This is a genomic window from Loktanella sp. PT4BL, assembly GCF_003201935.1.
In the GTDB taxonomy this organism is placed as follows: Bacteria; Pseudomonadota; Alphaproteobacteria; order Rhodobacterales; family Rhodobacteraceae; genus Yoonia.
In genome coordinates, this window is sequence record NZ_QJJL01000003.1 from 704,781 (window position 1) to 730,963 (window position 26,183).

The 26,183-nt window shown below is 55.9% G+C and carries 20 protein-coding genes, 1 tRNA gene and 2 pseudogenes; 10 read left to right on the forward strand and 13 right to left on the reverse strand.

The genetic code is table 11. The features are described from left to right. Nucleotides 1-38: 38 nt before the first annotated feature. A complete protein-coding gene (locus C7964_RS13410) occupies nucleotides 39-1,319 on the reverse strand; it encodes a glutamate-5-semialdehyde dehydrogenase (protein ID WP_110280128.1) in 1,281 nt (426 codons plus the stop codon). A gap of 17 nt (nucleotides 1,320-1,336) precedes the next feature. After that, on the reverse strand, nucleotides 1,337-2,116 hold the full coding sequence (proC, locus tag C7964_RS13415; RefSeq protein ID WP_110280129.1) for a pyrroline-5-carboxylate reductase: 780 nt from the start codon (nucleotides 2,114-2,116) through the stop codon (nucleotides 1,337-1,339). Between the two features lie 273 nt (nucleotides 2,117-2,389). On the opposite strand from proC, the gene proB reads away from it, so the two are divergent. Further along, on the forward strand, nucleotides 2,390-3,550 hold the full coding sequence (gene proB, locus C7964_RS13420) for a glutamate 5-kinase (protein WP_110280130.1): 1,161 nt from the start codon (nucleotides 2,390-2,392) through the stop codon (nucleotides 3,548-3,550). 148 nt (nucleotides 3,551-3,698) lie between these two features. Here proB and C7964_RS13425 read toward each other — a convergent pair whose 3' ends face one another. The 4 genes from C7964_RS13425 to C7964_RS13440 form a co-directional block, all read right to left on the reverse strand. Then, nucleotides 3,699-5,297 (reverse strand): phosphate ABC transporter substrate-binding/OmpA family protein, encoded by a 1,599-nt coding sequence (locus C7964_RS13425; protein WP_110280131.1) that lies wholly within the window; start codon nucleotides 5,295-5,297, stop codon nucleotides 3,699-3,701. Between the two features lie 693 nt (nucleotides 5,298-5,990). Next, entirely contained in the window at nucleotides 5,991-7,307 is a 1,317-nt protein-coding gene (locus C7964_RS13430) for a 3-deoxy-D-manno-octulosonic acid transferase (protein WP_146214859.1), read from the reverse strand. Between the two features lie 113 nt (nucleotides 7,308-7,420). Next, on the reverse strand, nucleotides 7,421-8,380 hold the full coding sequence (locus C7964_RS13435) for a DUF808 domain-containing protein (protein ID WP_110280133.1): 960 nt from the start codon (nucleotides 8,378-8,380) through the stop codon (nucleotides 7,421-7,423). A 104-nt stretch (nucleotides 8,381-8,484) separates the two neighbouring features. Beyond that, nucleotides 8,485-9,204 carry an SGNH/GDSL hydrolase family protein gene (locus C7964_RS13440; protein WP_110280134.1) on the reverse strand — a complete coding sequence of 240 codons (720 nt, stop codon included), beginning with the start codon at nucleotides 9,202-9,204 and terminating at the stop codon, nucleotides 8,485-8,487. Nucleotides 9,205-9,555: 351 nt separating this feature from the next. Between C7964_RS13440 and C7964_RS13445 the strand changes: the two genes are divergently transcribed. Then, entirely contained in the window at nucleotides 9,556-9,990 is a 435-nt protein-coding gene (locus C7964_RS13445) for a thioredoxin family protein (RefSeq protein ID WP_110280135.1), read from the forward strand. A 707-nt stretch (nucleotides 9,991-10,697) separates the two neighbouring features. On the opposite strand, the gene C7964_RS13455 is transcribed toward C7964_RS13445, so the two are convergent. Next, nucleotides 10,698-11,852, reverse strand: a complete 1,155-nt coding sequence (locus C7964_RS13455; protein ID WP_110280137.1) for a helix-turn-helix transcriptional regulator — start codon at nucleotides 11,850-11,852, stop codon at nucleotides 10,698-10,700. A gap of 996 nt (nucleotides 11,853-12,848) precedes the next feature. Here C7964_RS13455 and C7964_RS13465 point away from each other — a divergent pair. Continuing rightward, nucleotides 12,849-13,154: a hypothetical protein gene (locus tag C7964_RS13465; protein WP_220000177.1), complete on the forward strand. Its 306-nt coding sequence runs from the start codon at nucleotides 12,849-12,851 to the stop codon at nucleotides 13,152-13,154. 739 nt (nucleotides 13,155-13,893) lie between these two features. On the opposite strand, the gene C7964_RS13470 is transcribed toward C7964_RS13465, so the two are convergent. Further along, the gene (locus C7964_RS13470) at nucleotides 13,894-15,633 is read right to left on the reverse strand and encodes a Tad domain-containing protein (protein WP_110280140.1); all 1,740 of its coding nucleotides are present in this window, start codon (nucleotides 15,631-15,633) and stop codon (nucleotides 13,894-13,896) included. 248 nt (nucleotides 15,634-15,881) lie between these two features. Between C7964_RS13470 and C7964_RS20225 the strand changes: the two are divergent. From C7964_RS20225 to C7964_RS13475, 3 genes and pseudogenes are all read left to right on the forward strand, one after another. Next, a pseudogene (locus tag C7964_RS20225) lies at nucleotides 15,882-16,082 on the forward strand (transposase); the annotation flags it as partial. Beyond that, nucleotides 16,078-16,212: pseudogene (locus C7964_RS20395) on the forward strand (IS3-like element IS1133 family transposase); the annotation flags it as partial. The pseudogenes C7964_RS20225 and C7964_RS20395, both read left to right, overlap by 5 nt. 27 nt (nucleotides 16,213-16,239) lie before the next feature. Further along, entirely contained in the window at nucleotides 16,240-16,422 is a 183-nt protein-coding gene (locus C7964_RS13475; protein WP_353652417.1) for a helix-turn-helix domain-containing protein, read from the forward strand. Nucleotides 16,423-16,514: 92 nt separating this feature from the next. Here C7964_RS13475 and C7964_RS13480 read toward each other — a convergent pair whose 3' ends face one another. From C7964_RS13480 to C7964_RS13490, 3 genes are all read right to left on the reverse strand, one after another. Continuing rightward, on the reverse strand, nucleotides 16,515-17,123 hold the full coding sequence (locus tag C7964_RS13480) for a glutathione S-transferase family protein (protein WP_110280141.1): 609 nt from the start codon (nucleotides 17,121-17,123) through the stop codon (nucleotides 16,515-16,517). Then, nucleotides 17,120-18,127 (reverse strand): SDR family oxidoreductase, encoded by a 1,008-nt coding sequence (locus C7964_RS13485; protein ID WP_110280142.1) that lies wholly within the window; start codon nucleotides 18,125-18,127, stop codon nucleotides 17,120-17,122. Before C7964_RS13485 ends, C7964_RS13480 begins: the two co-directional genes overlap by 4 nt. Before the next feature lie 280 nt (nucleotides 18,128-18,407). Then, nucleotides 18,408-19,418: a helix-turn-helix domain-containing protein gene (locus C7964_RS13490; RefSeq protein WP_110280143.1), complete on the reverse strand. Its 1,011-nt coding sequence runs from the start codon at nucleotides 19,416-19,418 to the stop codon at nucleotides 18,408-18,410. 291 nt (nucleotides 19,419-19,709) lie between these two features. Here C7964_RS13490 and C7964_RS13495 point away from each other — a divergent pair. From C7964_RS13495 to C7964_RS13510, 4 genes are all read left to right on the forward strand, one after another. Continuing rightward, nucleotides 19,710-19,783, forward strand: a tRNA-Gly gene (locus C7964_RS13495). A 97-nt stretch (nucleotides 19,784-19,880) separates the two neighbouring features. Further along, nucleotides 19,881-21,671, forward strand: a complete 1,791-nt coding sequence (locus C7964_RS13500) for an ABC transporter transmembrane domain-containing protein (RefSeq protein ID WP_110280144.1) — start codon at nucleotides 19,881-19,883, stop codon at nucleotides 21,669-21,671. A 108-nt stretch (nucleotides 21,672-21,779) separates the two neighbouring features. After that, complete coding sequence (locus tag C7964_RS13505; protein WP_110280145.1) at nucleotides 21,780-23,666, forward strand: acyl-CoA synthetase; 1,887 nt, start codon at nucleotides 21,780-21,782, stop codon at nucleotides 23,664-23,666. Nucleotides 23,667-23,704: 38 nt separating this feature from the next. Next, nucleotides 23,705-24,589: an NAD(P)-dependent oxidoreductase gene (locus C7964_RS13510; RefSeq protein ID WP_110280146.1), complete on the forward strand. Its 885-nt coding sequence runs from the start codon at nucleotides 23,705-23,707 to the stop codon at nucleotides 24,587-24,589. Between the two features lie 2 nt (nucleotides 24,590-24,591). On the opposite strand, the gene C7964_RS13515 is transcribed toward C7964_RS13510, so the two are convergent. After that, on the reverse strand, nucleotides 24,592-25,113 hold the full coding sequence (locus tag C7964_RS13515; protein WP_181417177.1) for a chemotaxis protein CheD: 522 nt from the start codon (nucleotides 25,111-25,113) through the stop codon (nucleotides 24,592-24,594). Beyond that, nucleotides 25,110-26,093, reverse strand: coding sequence for a CheB methylesterase domain-containing protein (locus C7964_RS13520; RefSeq protein ID WP_110280147.1), 984 nt, complete (start codon nucleotides 26,091-26,093; stop codon nucleotides 25,110-25,112). The genes C7964_RS13515 and C7964_RS13520 overlap by 4 nt, the downstream gene beginning before the upstream one ends. Nucleotides 26,094-26,183: the final 90 nt, after the last annotated feature.

Genomic DNA, 26,183 nt, shown 5'->3' on the forward strand with positions numbered 1-26,183 from the left:
AAGGGGCCCCTGCAGTGGTTCGGCAGCTTTTACGGGCCTTAGGGCCTTTGCTGCCCGTCACCATGGACGAAGTATTTGAAGCTGGTCAGCTGCTCAGCGCCGACGGGGCCGCGCGCGTGCATCTTGCCGGTGGCGATCCCGATCTCTGCACCCATGCCAAACTCACCGCCGTCCGAAAACTGGGTCGAGGCGTTGTGCATGACAACCGCTGAGTCGATCGCCGCCATGAAGCGTTTGGCGGCTTGCGCGTCTTCTGCGACGATCGCATCGGTGTGGCCCGAGGAGTGGGCCTGAACGAATGCGATGGCCGCATCGGTGTTATCCACAATCTTCACGGACAGGATATTACTCAGGTATTCCGTGTGCCAGTCGTCATCCGTTGCAGGCACCATGTCTGGCAGGATCGCCCGTGCCACGTCGTCGCCGCGCAGTTCACAATCGTTTAAAGCCACGGCCATCAAGGGCAGAACCTGTGCGGCGATCTTGGCGTCGATCACAACACATTCCGTCGCGCCGCAGATACCAGTTCTGCGCATCTTCGCATTCCTGATGATGCCAATCGCTTTTTCGATATCGGCACTTTCATGCACATAGGTGTGGTTGTTGCCATCAAGGTGCAGCAGCGTCGGCACGCGGGCCTCGCGCTGAACCAGGGACACAAGACCGCGTCCGCCGCGTGGAATAACCAGATCAACCGTGTCTGTACTGTGCAGCAGTGCCTTCACCGCCTCGCGGTCGCGGGTGTCGACCAGTTGCACAGCATCTTCGGGCAGGCCTGCGGCTGCAAGACCCTGCGCCAAGCAGCCGACGATCACGCGCGAGGAGTGCAGGCTTTCTGATCCGCCACGCAGAATAACCGCATTGCCGGATTTGATGCACAGCGCACCGGCGTCAGAGCCGACATTCGGGCGCGATTCATAGATCATGGCGATCACGCCGATTGGCACGCTGACGCGCTCGATCCTGAGGCCGTTGGGACGGTCGAAGGTGGCAAGTGTGCGGCCCAAGGGATCATCCTGTGTCGCAATCGCGTCGAGCGCATCGGCCATGGCGGCTACGCGGTCATCGGTCAGTTTCAGCCGGTCGATGAAAGCGGCATCCTTGCCACTGTCGCGGATGCTCTCAAGGTCTTTATCATTCGCGGCCAGAATATCGGCGGTTTTTGCGCGCAGGGCCTTGGCCGCCTCGGTCAGTGCCGTATTGCGTTGCGCAGTGGTGGCCATGGACAGATCGCGGGCGGCTGTTTTGGCGCGCTGGCCAAGATCGGCCACGATGGTGGCGATGTCGGAGCTTTTCGGTTCGGTGCTCATATCGTTCATTGTGTTCCCTTTCCGTCCTATCTTAATTCCTCTGCGCGGGCGTAGGCCGCTTGCAAAGTGTCATGGAGCAAGGCCTCCAGCGTTCCGCCCTGCATCAACGCGCCCAGACCGGCCTGCGTTGTTCCGTTCTTGCTGGTCACGGAGTCGCGGAGTTCCTCCAAACTCAACTCAGACTGGCGTGCCGCCTCGACCGTGCCTGTGACGGTATCAAATACCAGCGTGCGCGCTGTCTCATGGTCAAAGCCAAGCGCCTCGGCAGCGGCGACATAGTTGCGCAATAGCTCGAAAACATAGCCCGGTCCGCTGCCGCTGACAGCGGTCAGGCGGTCGATCTGGTCCTCGCTTTCAACGGCAATGCACGTGCCGGTCTGGTCAATGAGTGCCACAATATCGCATGTCTGCTGTGGCGTGCAGCGGTCGTTTGCGTAGAGCCCCGATACGCCCATGCCGACAAGTGCGGCCATATTCGGCATGACCCGCGCAATCGCCGCGTCACCCACGACCTTTTCCAGAGACGCAACACTGGTGCCTGCCGCAATCGAGACAAAGATGCCGCCGTCTTTGAGCGCATGTGTGTAGGCAGGCAGCACATCTGCAATCATCTGTGGCTTGATTGCGATCAAAACCACGTCGAATTCCTGTGCGGGCAAATCTGTCGCTTTTGACACATGCGCCACACCGTCGGGAAGGTCACTTGCCGCGGGATCGGCGACCGTAAAACTGTTCCCGCGGTGGTTTGCCCACTGCCGCAGCATCGCGCCGCCCATCTTTCCGCAGCCAATCAAGAGTATGTTCATTTTCGTCTCCTTCTTCCGAGCTGACGGGACGCGCCATATGGTTGCAGCAGTGCAGCATCGCATCACGCATCAGCCGGTCTGTTTCTTGTCAATGACCGGACCGGAAAGGGCATGCCAATCGGCGGCTCTTCGTGGCGACCTGTTTGCTTTCAGGGGCGCAGTACATGTTATACGTCGGCGAATCATTGAATGGGCAGTGCTACAGGGCTGCGTCGTGTGACGCAAACCGATAGCGTTTCATTCATTAAAAACAATAATTTACCGGAGGCTTTCATGCCAAAGAAGAAAAAGATCGTCGTCAAAATCGGTTCAAGTCTGCTTGCGAATGACGAAAACCTGACCCTGCGCTATGCCTTTATCAACGGTCTTCTCAGCGATCTGGCGCAACTGAAAAAAGACGGGCACGATGTTATCCTGACGTCTTCGGGGTCGGTTGCTCTGGGCCTGAATATGGTTGGAAAACGCCCCGAAGATGCGGGCATTCTGGACAAACAGGCGGCCGCTGCCTGTGGGCAGCCACTGTTGATGAACGCCTACCGCCAGATCGCTTCAGAGCATAATATGGACGTGGCACAGATGCTTGTGACAGTCGATGACATGGAAGATCGACGCCGCTTTCTGAACATCAAGAACACGATGCTGAGACTGTTCGAAAACGACATTCTGCCCATCATCAACGAGAACGATTCTGTCGCAACACGCGACCTGCGCGTGGGTGATAATGACAGGCTGTCTGCCAAGGTTGCCCAGATGGTGGATGCGGATCTTCTGGTCATTCTGACCAGTGTCGAGGGCCTTTATGACCGTGATCCGTCCGAACCAAATGCCAAGTTTATCGCGGAAATTGATGACGTCAGCGAACATCTGGAGTCGACAACAGCCATCAGCGCGCTGGGCAGCGGCGGTATGTTAACCAAGATGCAAGCGGCAAACATGGCCCAGAACGCGGGTGTCGAGACCATTATCGCCGAGGGCATCATTGAGCGCCCAATCTCGTCGGTTCTTGAAAACGAACGCCGCTTTACCCGTTGCCTTGTCACCGGCAAGACAGCGTCGCCGCTTATGGTCTGGCTGAGCAACAGATTGCAGGTCTCGGGCACTTTGGTGGTCCCGAATGCCGTCGCTGCTGCTGTTGTTGCAGGGGATTGCGGTATCGGTCGGCAGGATGTGCTCTCAATTCAGGGTGATTTCACAAAGGGTGATGTGCTGCATGTCTACGATGAGGACGGTGCAGAGGTGGCGCGCGGGCTGACAAACTTTTCCTCGGAAGAGACGATGCTCATGGCGCGACACGTCGACATGAATGTCGAAGACCTGATCGGCTATAAGACCAAAAGTGACGTGATCGGTGTCGAGAACCTGCTGGTTCTTGAGGATAACCATCTGCCACTTGATGCGCCCGAAGATGAACTCAAACTGGTCATTCCCGCATAGATCACTCGCGGCGGTGCGTGGCCGGTTCCAATGATTTCATTGTCTTCATTGCGTTGAAAAATCGGGCGAAAAAACGGGCCCCGTAGGGCCCGTTTTGTTTTCTTATGCGAGGATACGGGCAACTGGTGCCCGCATCGCTGCGCAGGTTTTAGCTCTCTTGTGTCTTGGAGACCCATACTTCAACACGGCGGTTGATCGCACGGCCACGCTCGGTCACGTTACAGGCGGATGGTGCAATCTCACCAAATCCTGTTGTGGACATCGTGACGTTGTTCAGGCGGTCACCGGCAACAGCGCGGACTTCTTCCAATACGGCTTCTGCACGCTGCATCGCAAGCTGGCGGTTGCCTTCGAATGCACCAACATCATCGGTAAAGCCGACAAATGTCAGTTCTGTGCCCGCAGGTGCGTCTTCGAGGTAATCGATCAAACGCTCCATGTCCAAGCGACCGCGTTCATCGATACGGGATGACCCTGTGCGGAAACGGAATGTTGTAGAAAGACGGTCGTAGTTGTCCATCTGCTCAAGCATGTCACCGATCACTTCACCTTCGAAGCCGATGTCGTAGCGGGTCATTTCGTTCGTCAGTGCCGCACGGCGTGCATCGCCTTCGGCCTGGCTGCGGCGCAGGATGCCGAGGTCAATGAAGCCCGACTTACCGATAACGCTGTCTGCCTCGCTGGAGATTGCGAAGTCCAGGAACTGCTGGGCCTTCTCGTCAAGATTGTCGGCACGGTTGTACAGGTACATACGACGGCCAAGCTCATACTCTTCCGTTTTGGCAGAGAACGCATCCGGCGTGTTTGCAATGCCGCATTCGTTGACCAGTGTCACCGGCTTGGCGCCACGCTGGAACGCATAGCCAAGATAGCCGATGGCATTCGTGTCGTGGAACAGAACGTTGGAAACGGTCTGGTCGTCAGGTGAAATGGCCTGTGGGCGGAAGTTTGGGCGCTCTTCACCAAACAGGTACGACATGAAGTAGTCATGACCTGCGGAATCTTCGTCCTGTGCGATCACTGTGATGCGCTTGTTCGGACCACCAACCTGGGACCAGTTTGTGATCTGACCCGAGAAAATGCCCTGAAGCTGCGCCTGTGTCAGCGTCTGGACCGGGTTTGAAGCATGTGTTGCAACAACCATACTATCGACGGCGATGATGCGCTCCTGCTCGGGGCTTACCATGCTGCCTGCACCGTCCGCACGCAGTGCGCGGGCTTCGTCTTGTGTGATCCGGCGGGATGTCATGCCGATCATTGCGCTACGATCAAGCAGGGATTCAAATGCGTTGTTGTCATTGGTGGACGACACAAGGAATGTCCCGATCTCGTCACCAAAACCACCGTCATCAATCAGTGTCGCCAGCGATTCACCAGCAGAGGGGTTGGTGATTTCGGCTTCTGCATCAAGGGATGCAGCAAAACCTGTCATCAGCAATGGCATCATACCAAGGCCGACCGAGTCCGCGCCGACAATGGCGACATCTGCCGTGACATCGTCGAATGTCGGGCAGGCAGCGCCTTCACAAATCACGCTGCGTGCTGAAATCCGCAGGTCACCAAGTGATGTCCGGATAATATATGTGTCGTTTGCGAATTCTACGAATTCACCGACCAGATCGATCGTGCCGTCTGTCGACTTCAGGCTGATCTGGTCTGCCGCACCTGCGACAGGGAACATAAGTCCCGATACCAAAGCGACAGCTGCCGCCGAGGTCTTAAGTTGGTTCTTGAGATCGTAAGCCAATGCTGTTTCTCCTCTTTAAATCTCTTGCCCCGGCTCAGACCATTCAAAAAGCCAAAGCCACTGTGATGGATGGGCGCACCCTTCTCGTGTCCTTCATCTGATCCAGAAACAAACAGCCGATTTGGATCAATTTGTGTCCAAATCTTGTTTCTTTGTTAGTTTTTTTAAGCCTGTTGGCGTGGCACTTCACTGTGTTTGCTGTGCTTTGGAAGCCTTGGCGCCGTGGGTGTGATTGGTTGTTCAAAGACGCAAACGGGCTTGGCCTCCGCGCATGGTTTGGTTTGGCGCCTATGCGGAGCGGTCGCAGAGATGTGACAAAATAGAACGCTTTAACAACGGTTTATGCGGACTGCGATTGTGGGTTTTCTGGCTGCAGATCGCGGTACAACAGGGGTGATAGGGTCATGCGGGCAAGGGCTGTGTGTTACCGCTAACTCTGCATTATCTGTCTTTGAAAGGGCCCTGATTGACGTGGAACATGGCGTTGATCACAGATCATTTAGTATGCGCGCTGGGCTGGCTTTTATCTTTTTGGCGTGAAATCGCGTGTGGTATGGGCCCCGTAGGGACCCGAAATCCCATTTTTTGAGCGGTTCCGGGCAGAGTTTGTCACAATTGACGGCAATATGAGGCTGGTTCTTCTGTCAGATTGTCAGTTTCAGTTTCAGTTTGCGCTGCGGACGCGTAACTGCGCTACGATGTCTTTGATGTTCTGCCGATGACCGCATCGATTTCACGCAGGGTGCGTTCGCTTGCGCCAACATGCTGGGCAAGGAAGGTGTCTATCTGGGCGGTCTGGTTCGCAAGTGGTACATTCAGCGCCTCGATGAGCGCGTCCTGATCGGCCACGCTCATCGCAACCCCCGCTGCTGCGGCTTCAGTAAAGGGAAATTCGATCGGCCAGACCCAAGGACCTGTCAGAACCGGCTTTTTCAGCAAGAGCGGCTCGATAATATTGTGCGCCCCGCGTGGCGTGAAGCCGCCGCCAACGATCACGCGGTCAGCGAGCGACAGGTAAAAGAACATCTCGCCCAGACTATCGCCCAGCAAAACGTCTTGATCGCCCAAGGTCGTGACGGGCCGCAAGGCCGCATCCAGCACATCGCTGCGCCTGCAAACCGACAGCCCGGCATTCTGCAACTTCGCGGCGACCGCATCAAACCTTTCGGGCGCACGTGGCACGTAGATGAAAAACGGTGCTGGCCTGCCTGCGGCGCGGCAGGTTGCAGTGTGCTGCGACAGCACCGCGACATAAAGATCCTCTTCGCCTTCAACCCCGCTGGCAATCGCCACGATCTCGCGCTCCGGCGCGAGGGCAGGGCGCAACTCTTGCGCTGCCGCTATCAGCGCCGGCGAGACCGGCTGATCAAAACGCAATTCGCCCGTGACCTTCACATTCTTCAAGCCCACCAAGGTAAACCGCTCTGCCTGACCTTGGGACTTTACAAAGGCACCGGCGAAGGCTGCGATACACCATCGCCGGAACGGAAGCCACTTGCGGTCACGCGCGAACGGGCCGGGGGCGTATTGCGCGTTGCACATATAGAGCGGCACGCCGGCGGCGCGCGCAGCATAGATCATGGCAGGCCAGACCTCGACCTCAAGGGGCAAGCCGATTTGCGGCTGACACGCCCGAAAGAAGCGACGGTAACACCACAGCATGTCAAAAGGGGCCCAAACGACGGCCAACTGCCCCGAGGCAATTTCAGCAGCGAACTGGCGGGTCGAGTCGCGGCGGCCTGCCGGCGTGAAGTGGGTCAGGACCACTTTGTCCCCGCGTGTAAGGATACGCCGGATCAGCGCAATGGCAGAGCGTGTCTCACCGATGCTGACGGCATGCAGCCAGATGGCCTGTTGCGGCAGAGGGGAACTGTAGAACCCGAAGCGCTCGGACAGTTGCCCGGTGTAATCAGGGTCCCGCCGCCCCCTGCGCCACAGATAGAGCAGGACAAACGGCAAGAGCAGGGTCCAAAGCAACCGGTAGAAGACCATAAAAAGCGTGAGTTTCATCTGTTCCAAGGCTTCCCATGTCACGCCAAATACGCGCTTAACCTTGGGAATAAGCCGATCAACGCGCCGCCAGCAACCCAAAATCGCGCGGGTGTGGCACGGTTTTCAATGCATTAGGTCTTTTCAGGAAAGAGCCATGTCATTGTCGGCACCACCGCTTTCATGACAATGGGGATAAGCACAAAGCCTGCCGCCAGCCCGATGACCCCGTCTAGGCCCGCGGTCACAAACCATCGCAAGAACCCTTGTGCGGAACCGGCCGCGTCTGCCACCACCTGTGCGGCGTGTTTGATCATCTCATAGGGCACAGGCCAGCCAAGATCGCGGATCCCGTGCACAAGGATACTGCCGCCCACCCATAGCATCGCGACCGTTCCTATTGTTGCAATCACGATCATGAGCGTGGGCATTGATTTCACGATCCCGCGTCCAACCGCCCGCGTCAGGGAAAGCCGGCCCTGCGCACTCAGCAACATCCCGAAGTCATCTGCTTTCACCAGCAGTGCCACCGCGCCATAGACAAGTGCCGTGATACCAATCGCGACCGCTGCCAGTGCGGCCGCCTGAATCCAGAAGGTATCAATGTCGATCTGCGAAAGTGAAATCGTCATGATTTCGGCAGACAGGATAAAGTCCGTCTTGATGGCCCCTTTGACCCGCTGCTCTTCCAGATGCGCCGCATCCAGCGTCTTTGCCTGCTGGGGGCCGTGCTCTTTGTGCGGCGCGAAGAGGTGCCAGACTTTCTCGGCCCCTTCAAAACACAAATACGCACCACCGAGCATCAAGAGCGGTGTCAGGAGCCACGGTGCAAATGCCTGCAACAGCAGCGCCGCCGGTAACAGGATGACCAGCTTGTTGAAAAAAGACGCGCGTGCGATTTTCCAGACGATCGGTAATTCGCGGGCCGCTGGCAGGCCGGTGACATATTTTGGTGTCACGGCGGCATCATCAATGACAACACCTGCGGCTTTCATGCCGGCCTTGCTGGCTTGTGCTGCGACATCGTCAAGCTGGGTGGCCGCGAGTTTGGCAATCGCGGCGACATCGTCCAGTAGGGCCAGTAGTCCGCTCATGAAAAATCGCCTTGGTTCTGCAAATCAATTGACGGCGGCGTTCAAACACCGGCCAGAGCGTCCATGATGTCTGAGCCGTGGCCATACTTCAAGCCAGGTCAGCTTCAGGTCTTATGCAGTTGCCGGATATCGCGACGGATTGCACGATAGACCTTTCGGCCCCACTCGGAATAGATCTTTGGCCCTGGATGAAAGCCGTCAGGGCTCATTTTTGTCACGTCGGGTTCAAAATCCATTTCGACAAACCGGCACCCGGCGCGGTCAGCGACAAGTGTGCGCAGTGCCTGATCAAAGCGTGTAGCTTGCGCGCCCAAGACCCAGCGCAGCGGTTGTGGCAGCAAAGGGAAATACCGGATCGGCGGAATGCCGGACACGCAGATCACATCGGCCTCAAACCTGTCTTCGATCAGATCGAGCAGTGTTGAAAAACTTCGTAGCCATTTGGCAAGAGGCACGCGTGAGGTAATGTCATTCACGCCCAGTGATACCGACACCACATCAAATTTCTCAGGCGCATGCTGCTGTAGCCGCGCGATCGTTTCGGCTGTTGTCGCGCCTGTCTTGGCGTCGACTGACCAATAGACCGTGTTGGTCTGGGATAGCCGTTTGCGCATATGCCCCAAGAGCGCCTCTTCCTGATGCGATGTCCCGACGCCGACTGCGGAACTGTCACCGATGATCAAAAGACGCAGGTCGGGTCCCTGTCCGCTGACACCATGCCGCCGCCCCGAAGGATCATCCAGATGCAGGGCCGACCGACGCACAAGAGCGCCTTGGACAACAAGGACAGGAAACAGCAGAGTACGCGCAGCAAGGTCCAACATCTCAGCCTCCAAACGAGAGGTTTCGCGTCAAATGTGCAATGGAGATGCCCCGTGTGCGGCTTATCCTCCATCAACGCGCCTGTGACGCGAAAGCAAAATTGTTATCACTATCTTTCTAGTTAGGTCACATCGGGCATTTTCAAAGGGCTGCCGTGTTTACGCGGTGATGCCCGGTGACAAGATTAGGGCCGTTGGCCGCGCAGCGATTGATCATTGTCAAATCCGGGTGCCTGCGTCGCGATAGATTTGACGTCATTGATATGCGTTCATAATCATGCTCGAAAAATGCGACCACTGTATTGGTGGGGATCCTTGGTGCGCAAAGATGAAAACACAAAAGGACACGACAAAATGCAAGACGCCGTCAAACTGACCTGTCTCTCTTGCGGGCAGACGAACAGGGTGCCAACGGCAAAGCGCGGGGCAGGGCCCAAATGTGCGAAATGCAGCGCAGCGCTGCTGGATGGAACAGTCGCCGAGTTGGGTATGCCACTCCACGACAAGGCAGTGCGCACCGATGAACTACCATTGATTGTCGACTACTGGGCGCCTTGGTGCGGGCCCTGCAAGATGATGGCCCCCGAATTCGCCAAGGCATCTGACACGCTGCGCACAAATGTGCGTTTTGCAAAGATTGATACCGAGCAGTTTCCCGCTGTCTCGCAACGCCTGCAGATCAGGGGCATCCCTTTGCTAATCCTCTATGCCAAAGGCCGCGAAGTTGCGCGTTTGTCCGGTGCGCGGCCTGCGCAGGACATCGCAGATTTCGTGCGGCAGCATCTTTGAGCAAGACGCCTGCGCAAACGGCGTGGTGTTTCACTGCCAGCTGCGGATTGCATTTCCTGACGGCTTGGTGAAATACAGTGCCACCTCGCCAACTGTCGCCCATTCCGGCGCATCCAGGCCCGTGTGCCGCCACAATGCAATGAGTATCCAATTTCCACCAGATCCGGCGTATTGTTGGCCCCCTCATAAAACTGCGGTGTGAGGCCTTGGGTTTGGGGTGTCAGGTTGCGTGGCGGGGCCCCGGTGCGAATAGTGCGCATGCGCTGTGGTCTATTTGCAGACGCTGTTTCATCAGGGACACTGACGGCTGCAGCCTCGGGCTGGCAGCCTGAAAAAGCCATAAAAGAACCGCCAATAGCTGGGAGTGCTGCACGGCGCGAAAGAAGGATTTTTGTCTCAACCATTTGCGCGCCAGGCCCTGACAACCTGTGTCTGAAATATCCATGCGGTCAAAGGTAATCCCTCTCGATTAGGTCGCCTCTCACATACGCCTGAGCCATAAATCGTTTTCCGAGGACGGGTATCAGCAACAGAGTCAGACTGAATATTTGGGCGACACGACCGACTGCTATTGCTAGGTGTGGCCAAGAGAAAATTGCAGTATTTCTGATCCAGAACGCCCTGATCACCATTCCAGCCGATTAAATCTTGTGACGTTCACCCTAAGGAACCCGCGCCAGGCGTCATCCCCCAGTCGGGGGACAGTGTTACTTAATCGGCGGCAGAATCTGAAAGACCCGCCAGATGAACGCCACCCGGTTCCTGCAGTTTGTTTTTGCCAAGACCGAACTGAACTGGCTCTTCACTGTTTCTGGCCCAACGCCGAGATGCTCTGCAATCGACGTATTCGAGAGCCCTTTCAGGACGAGATCGGCAACGCGGCATTCTGCTTTCGTCAGGCAGTAAAGCTCGGCAAGAACGTCGATATCGATGTCTCGCGGCTGTGACGGGTCAACCAGCGTGACCAAAGCACCGGTGAAGTCTTTTTCTAACTCCATCTCGGCATCGCGAAGGGGGGAAATATATGCGACGAGTGGCGTAGTTGCAGAACGCCTGCGGAGTTCGACTGTCGCACTTGCCTGATCGCTGTTGCCGTTTGCCGTAGCCGACGCACTGTAGATCTTGTGACCCAGTTCTGCGCGCAAGTCGGTATTGGTCGCAGCCAGTTTTCCCTGAGATCGGATCAGTCCGTCCTGCGCATCCAAAAAGGCGTTCGCAACTGAGTTGGCGATAACAATATCGCCTCGGTCAGTCACAACCAGAATGCCTACCAGCATTTGGTCCAATACCGACAGCACTGCGTTGTAGCGCCTGCGCAGACCCTCGGTTATCCGAAACACCTCGGCTGCTTTGGCGAGGTGCGGTGCGATTTGCGGGCCATAGGTGGACACCGTCGGCGGTATTTCCAAATCGCAGTGTCGCCCATATAGCAGGACGAGACCTCCCCAGTATCCCGGATCATTTGACAGGTTGATGAAGCCGCGTCGCAGAAAGCCGCCTTGCATGCCTATCATGATCTCGGGACGGGTCTTGTAGACGTCATTGATGGCCCAGATGTCACTGTAGAGGCTGACGGAATAGGCGGAAGTGTGATGAACGTATTTCCTGCCTTCAAGATCAAACTGGGAGTCGCGGCCCTCCAGTATCAACTGGTTGTACTGGTCTATCAGGTGCCCGAATTGGCGCAAACTCGCGCTTGCCTTATCCAACGAAAAATGGGCTCTTTCCGTCTGACACGCGCCATAGATGAGTGCAGCGTCAGCGTTCAGAAAGCGCTGGCAATTGTCTAAAGCGCGCACCCAATTCCGATCTGAAAGCGCCGCATCGTAAATTGATAACAAGCATTCTCCAATGGTCGTCATGGGTTACTGATCCATCTTCCCAATGTCTCTGAAACGGCACGAACCGGAGTGTTCAGTTGCTTTCGTATGCACGAAACTGAGTGTTGTCCTCGGGCTGCAACTCAGTCGAGAAAAAACGAATAGTCGGTGAGACACTTCAAGTAAGAGACTGTCGGGCACTCTTTTCCTCTTTGCCGCCTGCGCATCGTCGAGGAACATTGCCTTGAAGATATCGTCGGATTCAATATCACCTATTGCCGCGCCTCCCTGTGGAAAGTGGACACTCTTAGCGCTGAAGCACGGATAGGGATCGTCGGTTTCGGCAATTGGCGATTTCAGTGATTGCAAGAAGGTTGTCTTGCGTTGGTCGTTCAGATCAACGATTTTATTAATCCTGATCCTGAGTCCGATTCCTGCTTCAAAGCGGTTTCACCGCTGAAACATACCTTTGTTTGGAAAAAGTGACGTAAGACAAGTCGAGAGACCCAGTCGACAAACAGCCAAATGGGCATGCCCTACGGCACTGTTGGCAAGCGGCCATCTGCCAACTTAGAGGCTATTCCTGCAAGCGGGAGCGCATTTGATGCTGCGGCGGTCAAACGACTGATAAATGGCAGGCAACTTCGGACCCCGCGCTGTGATCTGACCGATAGTCTATGACAGCCTTTGACGGAAATATGGGCGACGCCTGCAAGGTTTACTGCTCTGCAAATTCAAGCAAAACATACGCGCCAAAATCCATTTTTGTTGAAGCCGCTCTTCGCTCTCATACCGTTGATGACGGTCAGTGACTTCGACTTCTTAAGAAAAACAACACTCAGGAAAATGGTTATCTGTGGGCAAAAATGCAGACCTAGCAAGTAGAAAAGCCTTTTTTGCGGACAATGCGGCCCCAATGGTGGCATTGTAGCGACTGGGGCAATAGAGTCATTTTTAGATACCAATTTGGCCTTATTTATGCTATTTAGAATCTAGATATTGGCGTTAAGCGCTAATGTATCATCGAGGAAATGAATGATGAAAAAATTCACACTACTTATCGGCGGTTTGGCCACGGCGACAGCCATGGGCTTTGCGTCACCGGGTTTGGCGAATACTGGGTGCGTTGCGTCCAATAATGAAGCCCTAATTGATAACATTGCGGCCGGCAAAGAGAGAGCCGACCTGCCGTTCTGTGCAAACATGAACAACGGTTGGGGTAATGGCGACCAAGCTGCACCAGGCAGTTCTCTCATGGTTAACAATGCTGAAAACCAGTGTGACGATCCTGATCTTTGCCCTGACGGCAACATTGACAATACAGATATCTCGCCAACCAACTAACTGAATAGTGGCTCTACAGATCCAGCCTAAGCTAGCATCTGCGGCACCTCATCTCAGGCTTTCAGCCTGTCGAGAAGAAGCTAAGGCACCGAGCTGACAGACAATTCTTATCATGACGGCCCCTACAAAGGGCCGTCATTTGCAATTTTGAACATGCTCAAGGTTTCCGAAAGCGTGTTGCACGTAAATGCGAGCGGTGCCGATATTGTCACCAAGTCTTGCCCCATTTACTCACTTTGTTTCGTTCTGGATGATCCGGTCGATGCTGGTTTCTTTTCGTCCTGTCTGGCCATTTGAGAGCCTCGTATGCAGCGGTAGCTACCATTACTGGTCTCTGGTCTGCGGCATCACTGGGTCAGGCAGTAGAACAAAGCCCTGATTATCTGCGGGTTAATACAGACCTTTTCTCATTCTCTGAAGCTCAGAGTGATGGTGATCTTGACGCTGTTGCGATCGTAAAACCCGGGCAGAAGATGGAGCAATAAAGCAATTCCTGAGGCGTTGAACGGCAGATATACTCAACGCTTCCGAAATCACCAATTCTGTTTTGATCGGTGCTTTAGCGATTTTTCCAGACAAGCAAAGCAAACGGAAAATCCAGTTTCAATCGATTCCGTTTTCAGGTGGCAAAGCATTCGAATTACATTCGACATGGATATGCCTACAATTCAAATCGTCCGTAACAAATTCCATCAGTTGCACGAATAGGCGATGGCTATTTCTTGGTGCAAATCACCAATTATAACGCGAGGCGCAATGCGGTAATCTGTTCCGCAATCCGCGCGAAGATCTCGCCCAAGCCGGGTTCGTTTGGATCATTTGTCACTGCGGCAAAAAATGCATTCCCTGGCTCGCTTGCGCAGTTCGTCATGGTTGGGTTTTGGACACCAAGTGAGATTGTGAAAATATCGGTAACTTCAGCTCCGGCCAAATTGCAGATCTGGCTTAGTTTCAAATTCAAATCATTTTCCGTACCGATCGATTCGACCATAGTGTTTACTATTTCACCTGTGTCTCCATCAATGCTCGCTGATGTCGAAGATGAAGGATCAGGGTTATTATTCGCGTAATAGTATGCGGTCTGCGTGCTGAGCCCTGCTCTTTCTTCGAATTCGTCATAATATTCGTCTCGGATTTTGACAGACGATACCGTTTCCCCATCCGTCATGATAACGATGTACTTCTCTGTTGTCGGGTCATTATAAGCGGCCGGTCTTGAGAAACGAAACGCCGGGTCGACAGTTGGGATATTGGAAATCAGGCTGCGCATGGATGGATCCAGCAAGCTTGCACCCCATTTCATGCCGCGATGGATAGAGGTGTTCACAGACGGCTGGTACTGCATGATCGCAGATTTCAAAGCCGCAGCGTTCTGTGACATCAAAATGATACCGTGAAAATCCTCAGTAGGGCATGCCTCAAGGCCAGGTATCAGATTTGTGCCGATCCAGTAGTAATCCGCAAGTTCAACCTGCTCGTAAACCCGTTCGGTATTGAATGTCAGCGTATTATATTCTTCGTCGGTAAACGTGACGCAGCGCGATAGGTTGGTGAAGACAGGGGTACGATTCGGGACCCAACCAAAGCTCGTCGGAACAACGAGACCTCCGCTACTGTAATCATCAATGATGCTGCCGTCGAAATACGGGAGAGTAAAAGGTACACCATCCTCACCTTCGACGACGGTACCATACGAGCTGCCAATGACAGATTGTACCGCGTTGCCATCAACGTCTTCCGGTGCTGATATTGAGTCAGGTGTCGTGCGGAGCGCATAATACAGGTCGTCGCCGATTGACACGTGCTGCGAGTAGGCGATTAGGTTGATCGAAATTCGATCCCGATATTGCGGCAGCAAGAGATCATCAATGAATTGGCTTGCGGCCTGTTGCAGGAAAAACATTCTTGTCCCTGTCCCGTCAACGGTCACGATATCCCCGTTTTGATCTCGTATTGGTACTCCGTTTTCATATTGAATGATGGGACCTTGCATCTCTTGCGCCATGGAACCGGAGATATCCAACACGAGTGAAACTTCGACATTCGCGACTCCCTCGATGGCCGTCGCTCTCGCTGGCGCAGTGAGCGTATCCATGCCTATGAGCCTGAGGAAGAAGGTATCCATCTCAATGCTCGAACTGAGCGAGACAACACTTCGGGATGCGGTTCTTTCGGTAACGGGAGAGCCTACAATCGACCCTGCATAGCCTTCGGCGTCAAAGAATTCCACAAGCACGTCTTGCGGATCGCGATTTTGGTTCAAATTTGCGGCTGAAAGGACAGCACGGTCTGATACACTCTGGAGCTTAGTTCGTTCAGACTCGTAGCGCATGAAATCAACTGCCATACCTCCCACAACCAGCATCGAGATTAGCAAGAGCAATGTTAGGACAATCAACCCGCCGTTTTCGTCTTTCCTAAACCGGCATATGAAAACCTGTTCCTCAGTGTCGTCACAAAGCAATTGTTTCAGCTTCATCTTCTTGCTCTGACGGTTGTTGGAAATCACAGTTTTTGGCTCCCCGTGGCTGTCGGCGCAGTAGGCTTGTCAGGAATTATCTGTAAATTCATGAACATGAACAGACTATGAACCACCTCCCGTTCTGCCAAAGAGTCCAGCTCACAACTGGTATGGAAGGGCATCAACGAGACAGCGAGCAGGTACCCAACAGAACTGTTGAAACGTGGACGTGTTGCGGTTTGATACCGCTCCCTTGGTAGCATTTGTTGCGACAAACGAGACAGACCTGGGGAACGAAAAGAACGGACGAGTTTGTTGCTGATGCGGTCCGGATTGCGCCTACGAGCGGGCTGACAAGTAGGCGGTTGGCGTCAAATTTGGGTGTTGGCATGTTGACATTGAACAACTGGGTGACGGCGCATCGTGGCACCAAAGTTGCGTCCGACAAAGATCAAGACCTTGCGCAGATCGCGGCAGACGCGCAGAGACACCGAGTTGCCCAGCTTCCAGTACATCAATGGCTTCTACAATCCGCGCCGACGACACTCAGTACTGGGTTGGAAAAGCCCGGCCGCCTTCGAACGGAAAGTGGCCTAAATGGGCACTTAGGGCGGCAATAAACCGCTGCAATACCAAAAGGATCTGCGCCTGCTGCACGCCCGTGACGCACTCCGTGCTTCCGATGCTAAAGTTTCGGAGATAGCCTTTCGCGTTGGCTACGAAAGCTCGGCCCAGTTCTCGCGCGAATATGCGAGGAAGTTCGGCCAGTCACCGCGTCAAGACAGAGCTGCGCTGGCTGCGGAGTGATCGTCCGAATGATGCAGACTGGTTAATATGAACCGCCGGGCTCATTGGCTCAATGCTGATGGTCGGACTACCGCTTTTCCAGCCAGGCGAGGCTAGCTCGGCGACAGGCTTATTGCGTGCGCAGTCGCGGGACGTGCCACGTTGCGCGCGATCCATGCCATGACATTGTTGCACGTCGTCAGCCGGTCATCCTCCATCATGGGGGCCATGCCAGCCCAGGCGACGGTCGCCATATCGGCGATGGAATACTCGCCTGCAATGTAGTCGCGGCCTTCCAACTGCTTATCAAGCACGCCGAATAGACGCGCGGTCTCGTTCTTGTAACGGGTCTCGCCATAGGGGACCTTCTCTTTCAGTCCGCGGAAATGGTTGGCCTGACCCATCATCGGGCCAAGGCCGCCCATCTGCCAATGCAGCCACTGCGTCACTTTCCAGCGGTCTTGCGGGGTTTCGCCCCGGAATTTCCCCGACTTTTCGGCCAGATATTGCAGGATTGCCCCGGATTCCATCAGGCTGATCCCGGTTTCATGATCCACGATCGCAGGTATTTTCCCGTTGGGCGCAATCTTCAGGTACGCGGGGTCGTGCTGCTGCCCAGTCCCGATGTTCACCCAGTTGATCTCATAGTCCAGACCCATTTCCTCAAGTGCGATGGCTACTTTGTAGCCGTTGGGTGTGCCCCAGAGATATGCAGTGATCATTTGGATGTCTCTTTCAGTTTGTAGGTCTGGACTGCTTTGGCCGAGGCAACCAGCGCATCTTTGACCGGAATAAACTTGAACCCGAAGGTATTCTCCGCCTTGGCACCCGAAACGGCGAGGGTACGCCCCACGTTTTCGAGCACGCCTTTCACATCCTTGGAAAACAGCCCCATGATCCGCAGCAGCCAGACAGGAGCCTCCCGTCCGGGCGTCTTCAGGCTTGCGTCCCAGCTTTTCAGCATTTTGCCAAATTCGATGAAGGAATAGGTTCCGCTTGCGGCTGCAAAGCGTTGGCCTTTGGCTGCCTCAAGATCGATCGCTGCGACATGCATCCGCGCCACGTCCCGCACGTCGACGGCAACCATGTCGACAGGTGGGGCCATCGGAACCTTTCCAGTCATCAATTGTTCGACCAGTTCGAGCGATGCGCCATACCGTGCATCCATCGGTGGGCCGAAGACCGCGCCGGGATTGATCGTGGTCAGCGCGATATCGGGGTTGTCGGCAACGAAATCCCATGCGGCTTTCTCGGCCAGCGTCTTGGAAGCTTCATAGGCGCCGACAGACCGATCTTCGGGGCTTGTCCAGTTGGTCTCGTCCGAAGGCTGCATCTTCGGTTTGTCCGCCTGTTTGTAGATTGCGGCACAGGACGACGTCAGAATGACACGGGTGATACCGGCTTGCTTTGCCGCACGCATCGCGCGGAGCGTACCGTCTACCGCAGGGCGGATCAGGTCTTGCGGGTCTTTCGGCTCGGCCAGCGGAAACGGCGAGGCGGTGTGCATCAAGACATCGCAACCCTGTAAGGCATCCTGCCAGCCTTCGTCCCTCGTCAGGTCGAGCGTTGCAAACTCCAGTGCGGCATCCGGAAAGAGGTCCTGCAATTCTGCCTTGCGTTTGTCAGAGCGGACCGAGGCACGCACCTCATAGCCTTGCTCCAGCAACTCACGCAAAATGTGTTTGGCAATAAAACCGGACGCACCGGTCAGAAAGACTTTGGTCATAAATATACTCCCTTAAGTGTTTGATGGGGGGCAACACTGGCGGATTATTCAGCCAGCGCTTCAATGAGCAGATCAGAGAAAGGCTGCGTGCTTTGCTGTTGTTGGCCGGTGATGATCTGCCCGTCTCGGATCGCGAAAGGCGCCAGCGGCGCGGCGACGGATGGCGGTAGATGTTGTCATGAGCCCTCGCAGTGATCAGGTCGCGTTGATCTCAATTTGGACATTCAGACAGCGCGCGTCACTCGCAGGAAGCGCCATATCACTTGCACGATGCGCCTCATCAGGCTCTCAGCCGTTGTGCCTCGCGCCACGCCTCGGGTGTGGCGTCTGTCCAACGGCGAAAGGCCCTGAAAAAAGAGTTTGGATCCTCAAATCCGAGCAGGAAGCTGATCTCGGCCGCACCGAGGTTCGTATTCGTCAGATAGTGCTGGGCAAGTCGCATACGCGCGGCGTTGAGAACATCCAGCCATGTTGTGCCTTCTTCCGAAAGCCGTCTTTGGAGTGATCGGCGGCTGACGGCAAGTTCACCGGCCACATCATCAATTTGCGTCCGTCCGCTGGGCAGCAGTTCCAGCAAGGCGTTTTCCACGCGGGCGCGCATGCCCAGGTCTTCGCGGGCCGCGTCCATTCTACGCCGCAAGTCCGGCTCAAAGGATTGCCACATCTGATTGTCATGGGTCAGGAAGGGGCGCATGGCGTCGATCGGATCGAGGCTGAAAGATGCCGTTTCACCATGTGAGATCCCACATCCAAACCAGTTTTCGAATGCAGAGGTCTCCCGGAGTGCCGATGGCAGGCAAACAGCCTTCGGCACAATGCGCCGGCGTGTGGCGCGACGCAGCAAATTGACGAGAAAGACAATCTCGGTTGCCGCGAGCGTCGTTGGCAAATCCGGGCGATACTTGCATCGATAGCTAAACCGTGTCGCTGTCGGCATCACATCCACATCAAGGCTGAAGGCACCAACCAGGCGCTTGAATTCCCCCAGCCGCTGTCCTGCCACCGTCATATTGGGCGCGCACATCGCCGCAAAGAAGGCTGGGTCGAAGAACTCGCTTGCTTCGATCTGACCGAGCCTAAGTGCCAGCGTCGGTGATTGTGCCTCAGTATCAAAGCTATCCCAAAGTGCATAGAATTCATCCAGCGTGATGCGGCTGCCATCGCCGTCCAACAGCCCGCTCGGCAGCCCCGCACTGCGCAAGACTGCTACATCACTCAGACCAAGATCGGCCAGCATCAGCCGCCAGACCTTGCCAACATGCACAGTCGGTTGGTCGGTTAATCGCCGCATGTGACCCTCCAAATCCAAAAGGTACAGGAAAGACGTTGTTCAGCCAATTGCCTTATGTGCCAATTCACTTGCGTGATGTGCCGTTCGTATTCCTTCATCGTGCGTCCCGCATCATCGACAGCGGTTCCGACGAACGCATGAATGTCTGCGTCCAATGACGACGGCGGGAGTTTTGCACGTGCAGCTAATGACCGTCTCCCGCCCGAAATGACGGTCGTTTCGCAAATTACGAGTGATCCTATACACGCATCTTGACCTCAATTCGCCGGTACAATAGATGCGTAAAGGTTCGCGGGCGTTGTGTAATGGTAAGACCCTTGCCTTCCAAGCAAGAGACGCGGGTTCGATTCCCGCCGCCCGCTCCAATCGCTCCCCGATAACCAAAATACCGCAGATACACAGGGTTGCCTTGTGAAACAGTTGGTTCAGTTTTATGTCATCCCCAGAACATGAGGACAGTGCATGGCTGAAACCCAAAAACCCACCGCCGAAGATCGGCCCGTCGGCAAGCGTGTCAGCGCGCTGAAAGCGCTTTGGCCTTTCATGAGAACCTACCGCTTCAACATGATCGCGGCGGGCTTTGCGCTTGTCTTTACGGCCATGGTCGCGCTGAGCTTGCCAATTGCGGCGGGGCAGGTTGTCGATACCTTCGGTTTGGCCAGCGGCGAGATTAGCCAGCACTTTGTGACGATGCTCATCATCGCGGTGCTGCTCGCCTTCGGGACAGCGCTGCGCTATTACTTAGTCACCAGGCTAGGTGAACGGGTTGTGGCCGATATCCGCAAGGCCGTGTTCAACCGTATGATCAGCATGAGCCCTGCGTTTTACGAAAAAATCATGACAGGTGAGGTGCTTAGCCGCATTACTACAGATACGACATTGATCCTTTCGGTCATTGGTAGCTCGGTTTCGATCGCATTGCGCAACATCCTGATCTTCATTGGTGGCGTCATCCTGATGCTGCTGACTTCGGTCAAGATGAGCGTGATGGTCCTTTGGCCGATCCCCGTGGTCCTGTTCCCGATCCTGTTTCTCGGTCGCCGTGTGCGCAGCCTGTCCAAGGAAAACCAGGACCTGATTGCTGAATCGAGTGGCGATGCGTCCGAACAGCTCTTGTCTGCACAAACCGTTCAGGCCTTTACACACGAAGAACTCAGCCGCGCCAAATTCGACGAAGTGACGGAACAAAGCTATCGTTCCGCCCGCCGCCGGATCATGACGCGTGCGGCGCTGACGGCCATTGTGATCTTCATGGTCTTCGCCGCGATCGTGCTGTTTTTGCAGATGGGTTCACAAGACGTAGTCGCTGGCGAAATCACCGAAGGCGGGTTGGTGCAGTTCATGATCTACACCATCATGGTCGGCGGCGCTGTCGCGGCCTTGTCCGAGGTCTGGGGTGAATTGCAACGCGCCGCAGGTGCGACGGAACGTCTGGTCGAGCTTCTGACCGCCGAAGATACCGTGCAGGATCCTGCAGAGCCCAAGACATTGCCCCAGCCCGTCAAAGGCACGCTGCAATTCGAGAACGTGCAGTTCCATTATCCTTCGCGGCCGCAGGTCTCTGCCCTTGATGGCATCAATCTTGAGATCAAAGCAGGTGAGACCGTCGCACTTGTCGGCCCGTCCGGAGCGGGCAAAAGCACGATCATCCAGATGGTACAGCGGTTCTATGATCCGCAGTCCGGTGCGGTCAAAATCGACGGCATGGATCTGCGTGATCTGATGCGCTCCGAGTTCCGCCAGCACATCGCGCTTGTCCCGCAAGATCCTGTGATCTTTGCCGATACGGCGCGCGAAAATATCCGCTTCGGCAGGCCCACTGCGACCGACGCCGAGGTCGAAGAGGCCGCAAAGGCTGCCGCCGCCTATGATTTTCTCAAAGCCCTGCCTGACGGTTTCGAAAGCTACGTCGGCGAACGCGGCGTGATGCTTTCGGGTGGGCAAAAACAGCGGATCGCGATTGCGCGCGCCATTCTGCGCGATGCGCCGATCCTGCTCTTGGACGAGGCCACGAGCGCGCTGGATGCCGAAAGCGAATATGCTGTGCAGCGCGCGGTCGAGGAACTGGCGCGGACCCGCACGACATTGATTGTCGCGCACAGGCTGGCCACCGTCAAAAAGGCTGACCGCATCATCGTTCTGGAAGACGGCAAAATCGCGGCCCAAGGCACACATGACGCGCTTGTCGCCCAAGGCGGGCTTTATGCGCGGCTGGCGCGGCTGCAGTTCACAGAAGGTGTCGCGGCGGAATAGCTGCGTTTTTCGTAGCGTCAGACTTGTGATTGTTTTTGTTTTTCACCACCCTGTCTGCTCAGGGAGGCAGCGTCGTGCTGCGTGAAAAGAAAACAGGGAGGAGACGACATGGCTTTTGCAACTGTCGCTGATCGGGACGCCATCGAAAACGAAAAGCCGTGGGAGGCCCGCGATAAGGCCACAACCACCTTTGAACTGCTCAACCGGACTGCCGCAAAACATGGTTCAAGAAAGGCCGTCACCTTCAGCCTGTTCTCTGACCCCGATGCGAAATGCGAAACGCTTGACTGGAACACCCTGCGCGACAAGACGGCACAAGCCGCCAACATGTTCCGCAGTCTGGGTGTCGGCGAAGATGATGTCGTGGCCTACCTGATGCCCAATGCCACCGAGACCGTTCTGACATATCTGGGCGGGCAGGTGGCAGGGATCGTGAACCCGATCAACCCGCTGCTTGACGCGGAACAAATCGCGGCCATCCTGCGTGAAACCAAGGCCAAAGTACTGGTCACACTCAAGGCCTTTCCGAAAACGGATGTTGCGCAAAAGGCCGCCGAGGCCGTGCGGTTAGCACCCAATGTCACCCATGTGCTGGAAGTCGATCTGCACCGTTATCTGACAGGATTGAAACGTCTGATCGTGCCGCTGATCCGGCCCAAGAATCCGGTGGCCCACAAAGCCACAGTACTTGATTTCAACGCCGAGATGAACAAACTGCCCAAAACGCTGAACTTCGAGGACAGCAAGGTCGACAGGGTCGCCGCCTATTTCCACACCGGTGGCACGACGGGCATGCCCAAGGTCGTGCAGCACCGTTACTCCGGTATCATCTACAACGCATGGCTCGGTGATCGTTTGCTCTTCACCGAAGAGGACGTACAAATCTGCCCGCTTCCGTTGTTCCATGTTTTTGCAACCATCGTGTCCTTGGGCGCTTCGCTGGGGTCGGGGGCGCATATCGTATTCCCGACGCCGCAGGGGTATCGTGGTGAGGGCGTGTTCGATAACTTCTGGAAGCTGATCGAAAGGCACAAAGTGACTTTTATGATCACCGTGCCCACAGCCATGTCCGCACTGATGCAGCGCAAGGTCGACGCGGATATTTCCACACTACGCCTGGCCTTTTGCGGCTCGGCGCCGCTGCCGCTCGAGCTTTACCGCCGCTTTGAAAAGGCCGCAGGTGTCACGATCTGCGAAGGCTACGGGCTGACCGAGGCAACATGTCTTGTCTCGATCAATCCACCCGCTGGTGAAAAGCGCGTCGGCTCCATCGGTTTGCCTTTCCCCTACACGGACATCAAAATCGTCAATCCCGCCGATGGCGAAATCCGCGACGTGGATGAAATCGGCGAAATCTGCGTTTCCAACCCCGGTGTCTTTGACGGCCAGACCTATACGGACGCCGACAAGAACAAGAACCTCTTCTATCCCGGCGAAAAGTCCGACCAGCAATATCTGCGGACAGGTGACTTGGGACGGTTTGACAGCGATGGCTATCTGTGGATCACGGGGCGCGCCAAAGACCTGATCATCCGTGGGGGTCACAACATCGACCCCGCCGAGATCGAAGAAGCCCTGGCAGGGCATGAGGCCGTGGCCTTTGCCGGTGCCATTGGTCAGCCCGATGAACACGCAGGTGAAGTGCCTTGCGTTTATGTCGAACTTGTCGATGGGGCAGAGGTGACGGAAGAAGAGCTGATGGCCTATGCCAAGGAACATGTGCATGAACGTGCAGCGCATCCCAAGTATCTGGGAATATTGGATGAGTTGCCCAAAACGGCGGTTGGGAAAATCTTTAAGCCGGATCTGCGCAGATTGGCGATCACCCGCGTCTTCAATGCAGCGTTGAAAGATGTTGGTGCGGAGGTCCATGACGTCAGCGAAGATAAAAAGCGCGGCTTGGTTGCCCATATCGTCAAGACCGGCAATGCGTCGGATGCAGAAATCGGCAAAGCACTGAACGCTTACACTATACCTTGGGAGCTGGTGGGCTAAGTATTGCTCAAAGCAGACGAAATATAAGGACAACTGTGATGACGAAACTTGCGTTTTTGGGCCTCGGGGTCATGGGGTATCCTATGGCTGGCCACCTTCAGGCGGCGGGTCACGATGTGACGGTATATAACCGCACAACGGCCAAGGCAGAAAAATGGGTGGCACAGCACGGTGGCGCAATGGCTGAAACGCCGCGCGGGGCAGCAGAAGGGGCCGCTTTGGTCATGGCCTGCGTGGGCAACGATGATGACCTGCGCTCGGTATGTTTGGGCGAGGACGGGGCCTTTGCGGCGATGCCGGAGGGCGCGATTTTTGTCGATCACACGACGGTTTCTGCGGCAGTCACGCGCGAGTTGCATGATCTGGCGGCAAAAAAAGGCATCGCCTTTGTCGATGCACCCGTATCGGGCGGACAGGCCGGGGCCGAAAACGGCGCGCTTTCGGTCATGTGTGGCGGCGCGGAAGAGAGCTACGCCCGCGCCGAGGCTGTCATCGCTGCCTATGCCAAGCTCTGCCGTCGCATTGGCGATAGCGGTGCCGGGCAAATGACCAAAATGTGCAACCAGATCGCGATTGCAGGGCTGGTGCAGGGTTTGTCCGAGGCGCTTCATTTTGCGCAAAAGGCAGGCCTTGATGGTGAAGCCGTCGTTGAAGTCATCAGCCAGGGTGCCGCAGGGAGCTGGCAGATGTCGAACCGCTATCAAACGATGCTGGGCGATAAGTGGGATCACGGGTTCGCGGTGGATTGGATGCGCAAGGATCTGGGAATCTGCCTTGATGCCGCTGACGAAAACGGGGCGAGCCTGCCGGTGACAGCGCTGGTCGACCAGTTTTACAAAGACGTGCAAAAACTTGGTGGGGGGCGTTGGGACACGTCATCCTTGCTCAAGCGCCTTCAGGCGATCGATGAAAAATCTGTCTGAGACTAGAAGAGCGTAATGTCCGGCGGAGGCGGTGCCGCCGGCTTTTCGGGAATGATCTCGGGCGTGACACCTGCAATTTGCAACTGGCGTGCGGCACCGGTGGTCGGTGTAAATTGCACGCGGCGCGCCTGATCACCGCCAAGGCTCTGGGACAGGCAGGGGATACCCTCTTGTGTCAGGAAATCAGACGCAAACCGCGCGTTGGATTGACCGATGTCGCGGGAATGCTCTGTCATGCGCGCGCCACCAAAGAGTTTCGCTGCAAGCTTATGACGGTCTGCACCGGCACGGAGCATCTCATTGATCAAGAGCTCCATCGCATTGACACCGTAGCGCAGATCAGCCCCGCGCGCAGCACCCGTTCCGGCCAACAGAAAGTGGTTCATGCCACCCACACCCGCCCGTGCGTCATAGAGACAAACCGCGACACAGGACCCCAGCACCGTTGACATCACAACAGTCGGATCGCTTGAGACAGCATAATCGCCCTGAATGATCGTGATCAGCTTTTGCGTGGAATTCATGCGCGCACCTTTGTCGTAGATGCCGCCAGCAGCGCCGGCCCGATTGCACCAAGCGGGAGTTGCTGACCCACGCCACCCATTTCCATGGCGACGCGCGGCATCCCGTAGACAACGCTGGTATGCTGGTCTTGTCCGATCGTCTGCGCGCCGGCCCTGCGCAATTCGGTCAGTCCGGCAGCACCATCTTTGCCCATCCCTGTGAGAAGGGCGGCAGTGACATTCGCGGCCATCGGCACGGCCGACATAAACAGCGCGTCAATCGAAGGCCGATGCCCGGATATCAAACCGCCGGACTGTAGATGAATATACGGTCTCCTGCGCTGGGCAAGCGTGAGGTGATATCGATCATCAGGGGCCAGATAGATATGCCCCGTTCTGGCGGCGGCCCCTTCCTCGGCAGGCGTTACCGTGGCACGGCATGCACTATTCAACAGACGGATCAGGCTTCTGGCAAAGCTGCCTCCGGTGTGCTGTACAATCAGAACCGGCGGGCAGTCCTCTGCAAAATGCTGGGCGATTGTGATTAACGCATCAATCCCGCCGGTGGACGCCCCGATAAGGATAAGCTTGTTGGGATCATAGTCGGCGACGCTGCCTTCTCTTTTCGGGTCAAGCTTTGTTGCGGGAACGGTTCGGCCTGCTGCCTGCACGATCTGGCCGATGTGCAATTCCAGTTCCGTTTCCGGTACTTTTGGCGTCGCGGGGGGAAGGGAATGAACATCAGCTCCGGTTTTTCCTTCAGTCAAGACGACACAGGTAAGTTTGAGGATGCCAAGAAGTGAAAAGAGAAGCTCGCATTCAGGAAGGTTGGCGAGCGTTTCGGAGATGAGGACGCAGTGCGGTTCATGGTGTTCTGACAAATTATATGCATCGGTCAGAGATGTGGCCGTCAGTAGCTGCGCTTGCGGAAGCACAGCCGTTATCGCACGCCGGACACGTGCCAGGGAAAGCTGAGATTGATGTGTAATCAGAAATTTCATTTGTGGTCCGGAATAGATGATCGGTCGTCGTTTCGACGGGTTAGGTCAGGTTGCCTTCTGCGCACCGTGAGAAGCTGGATGCCGGATGGT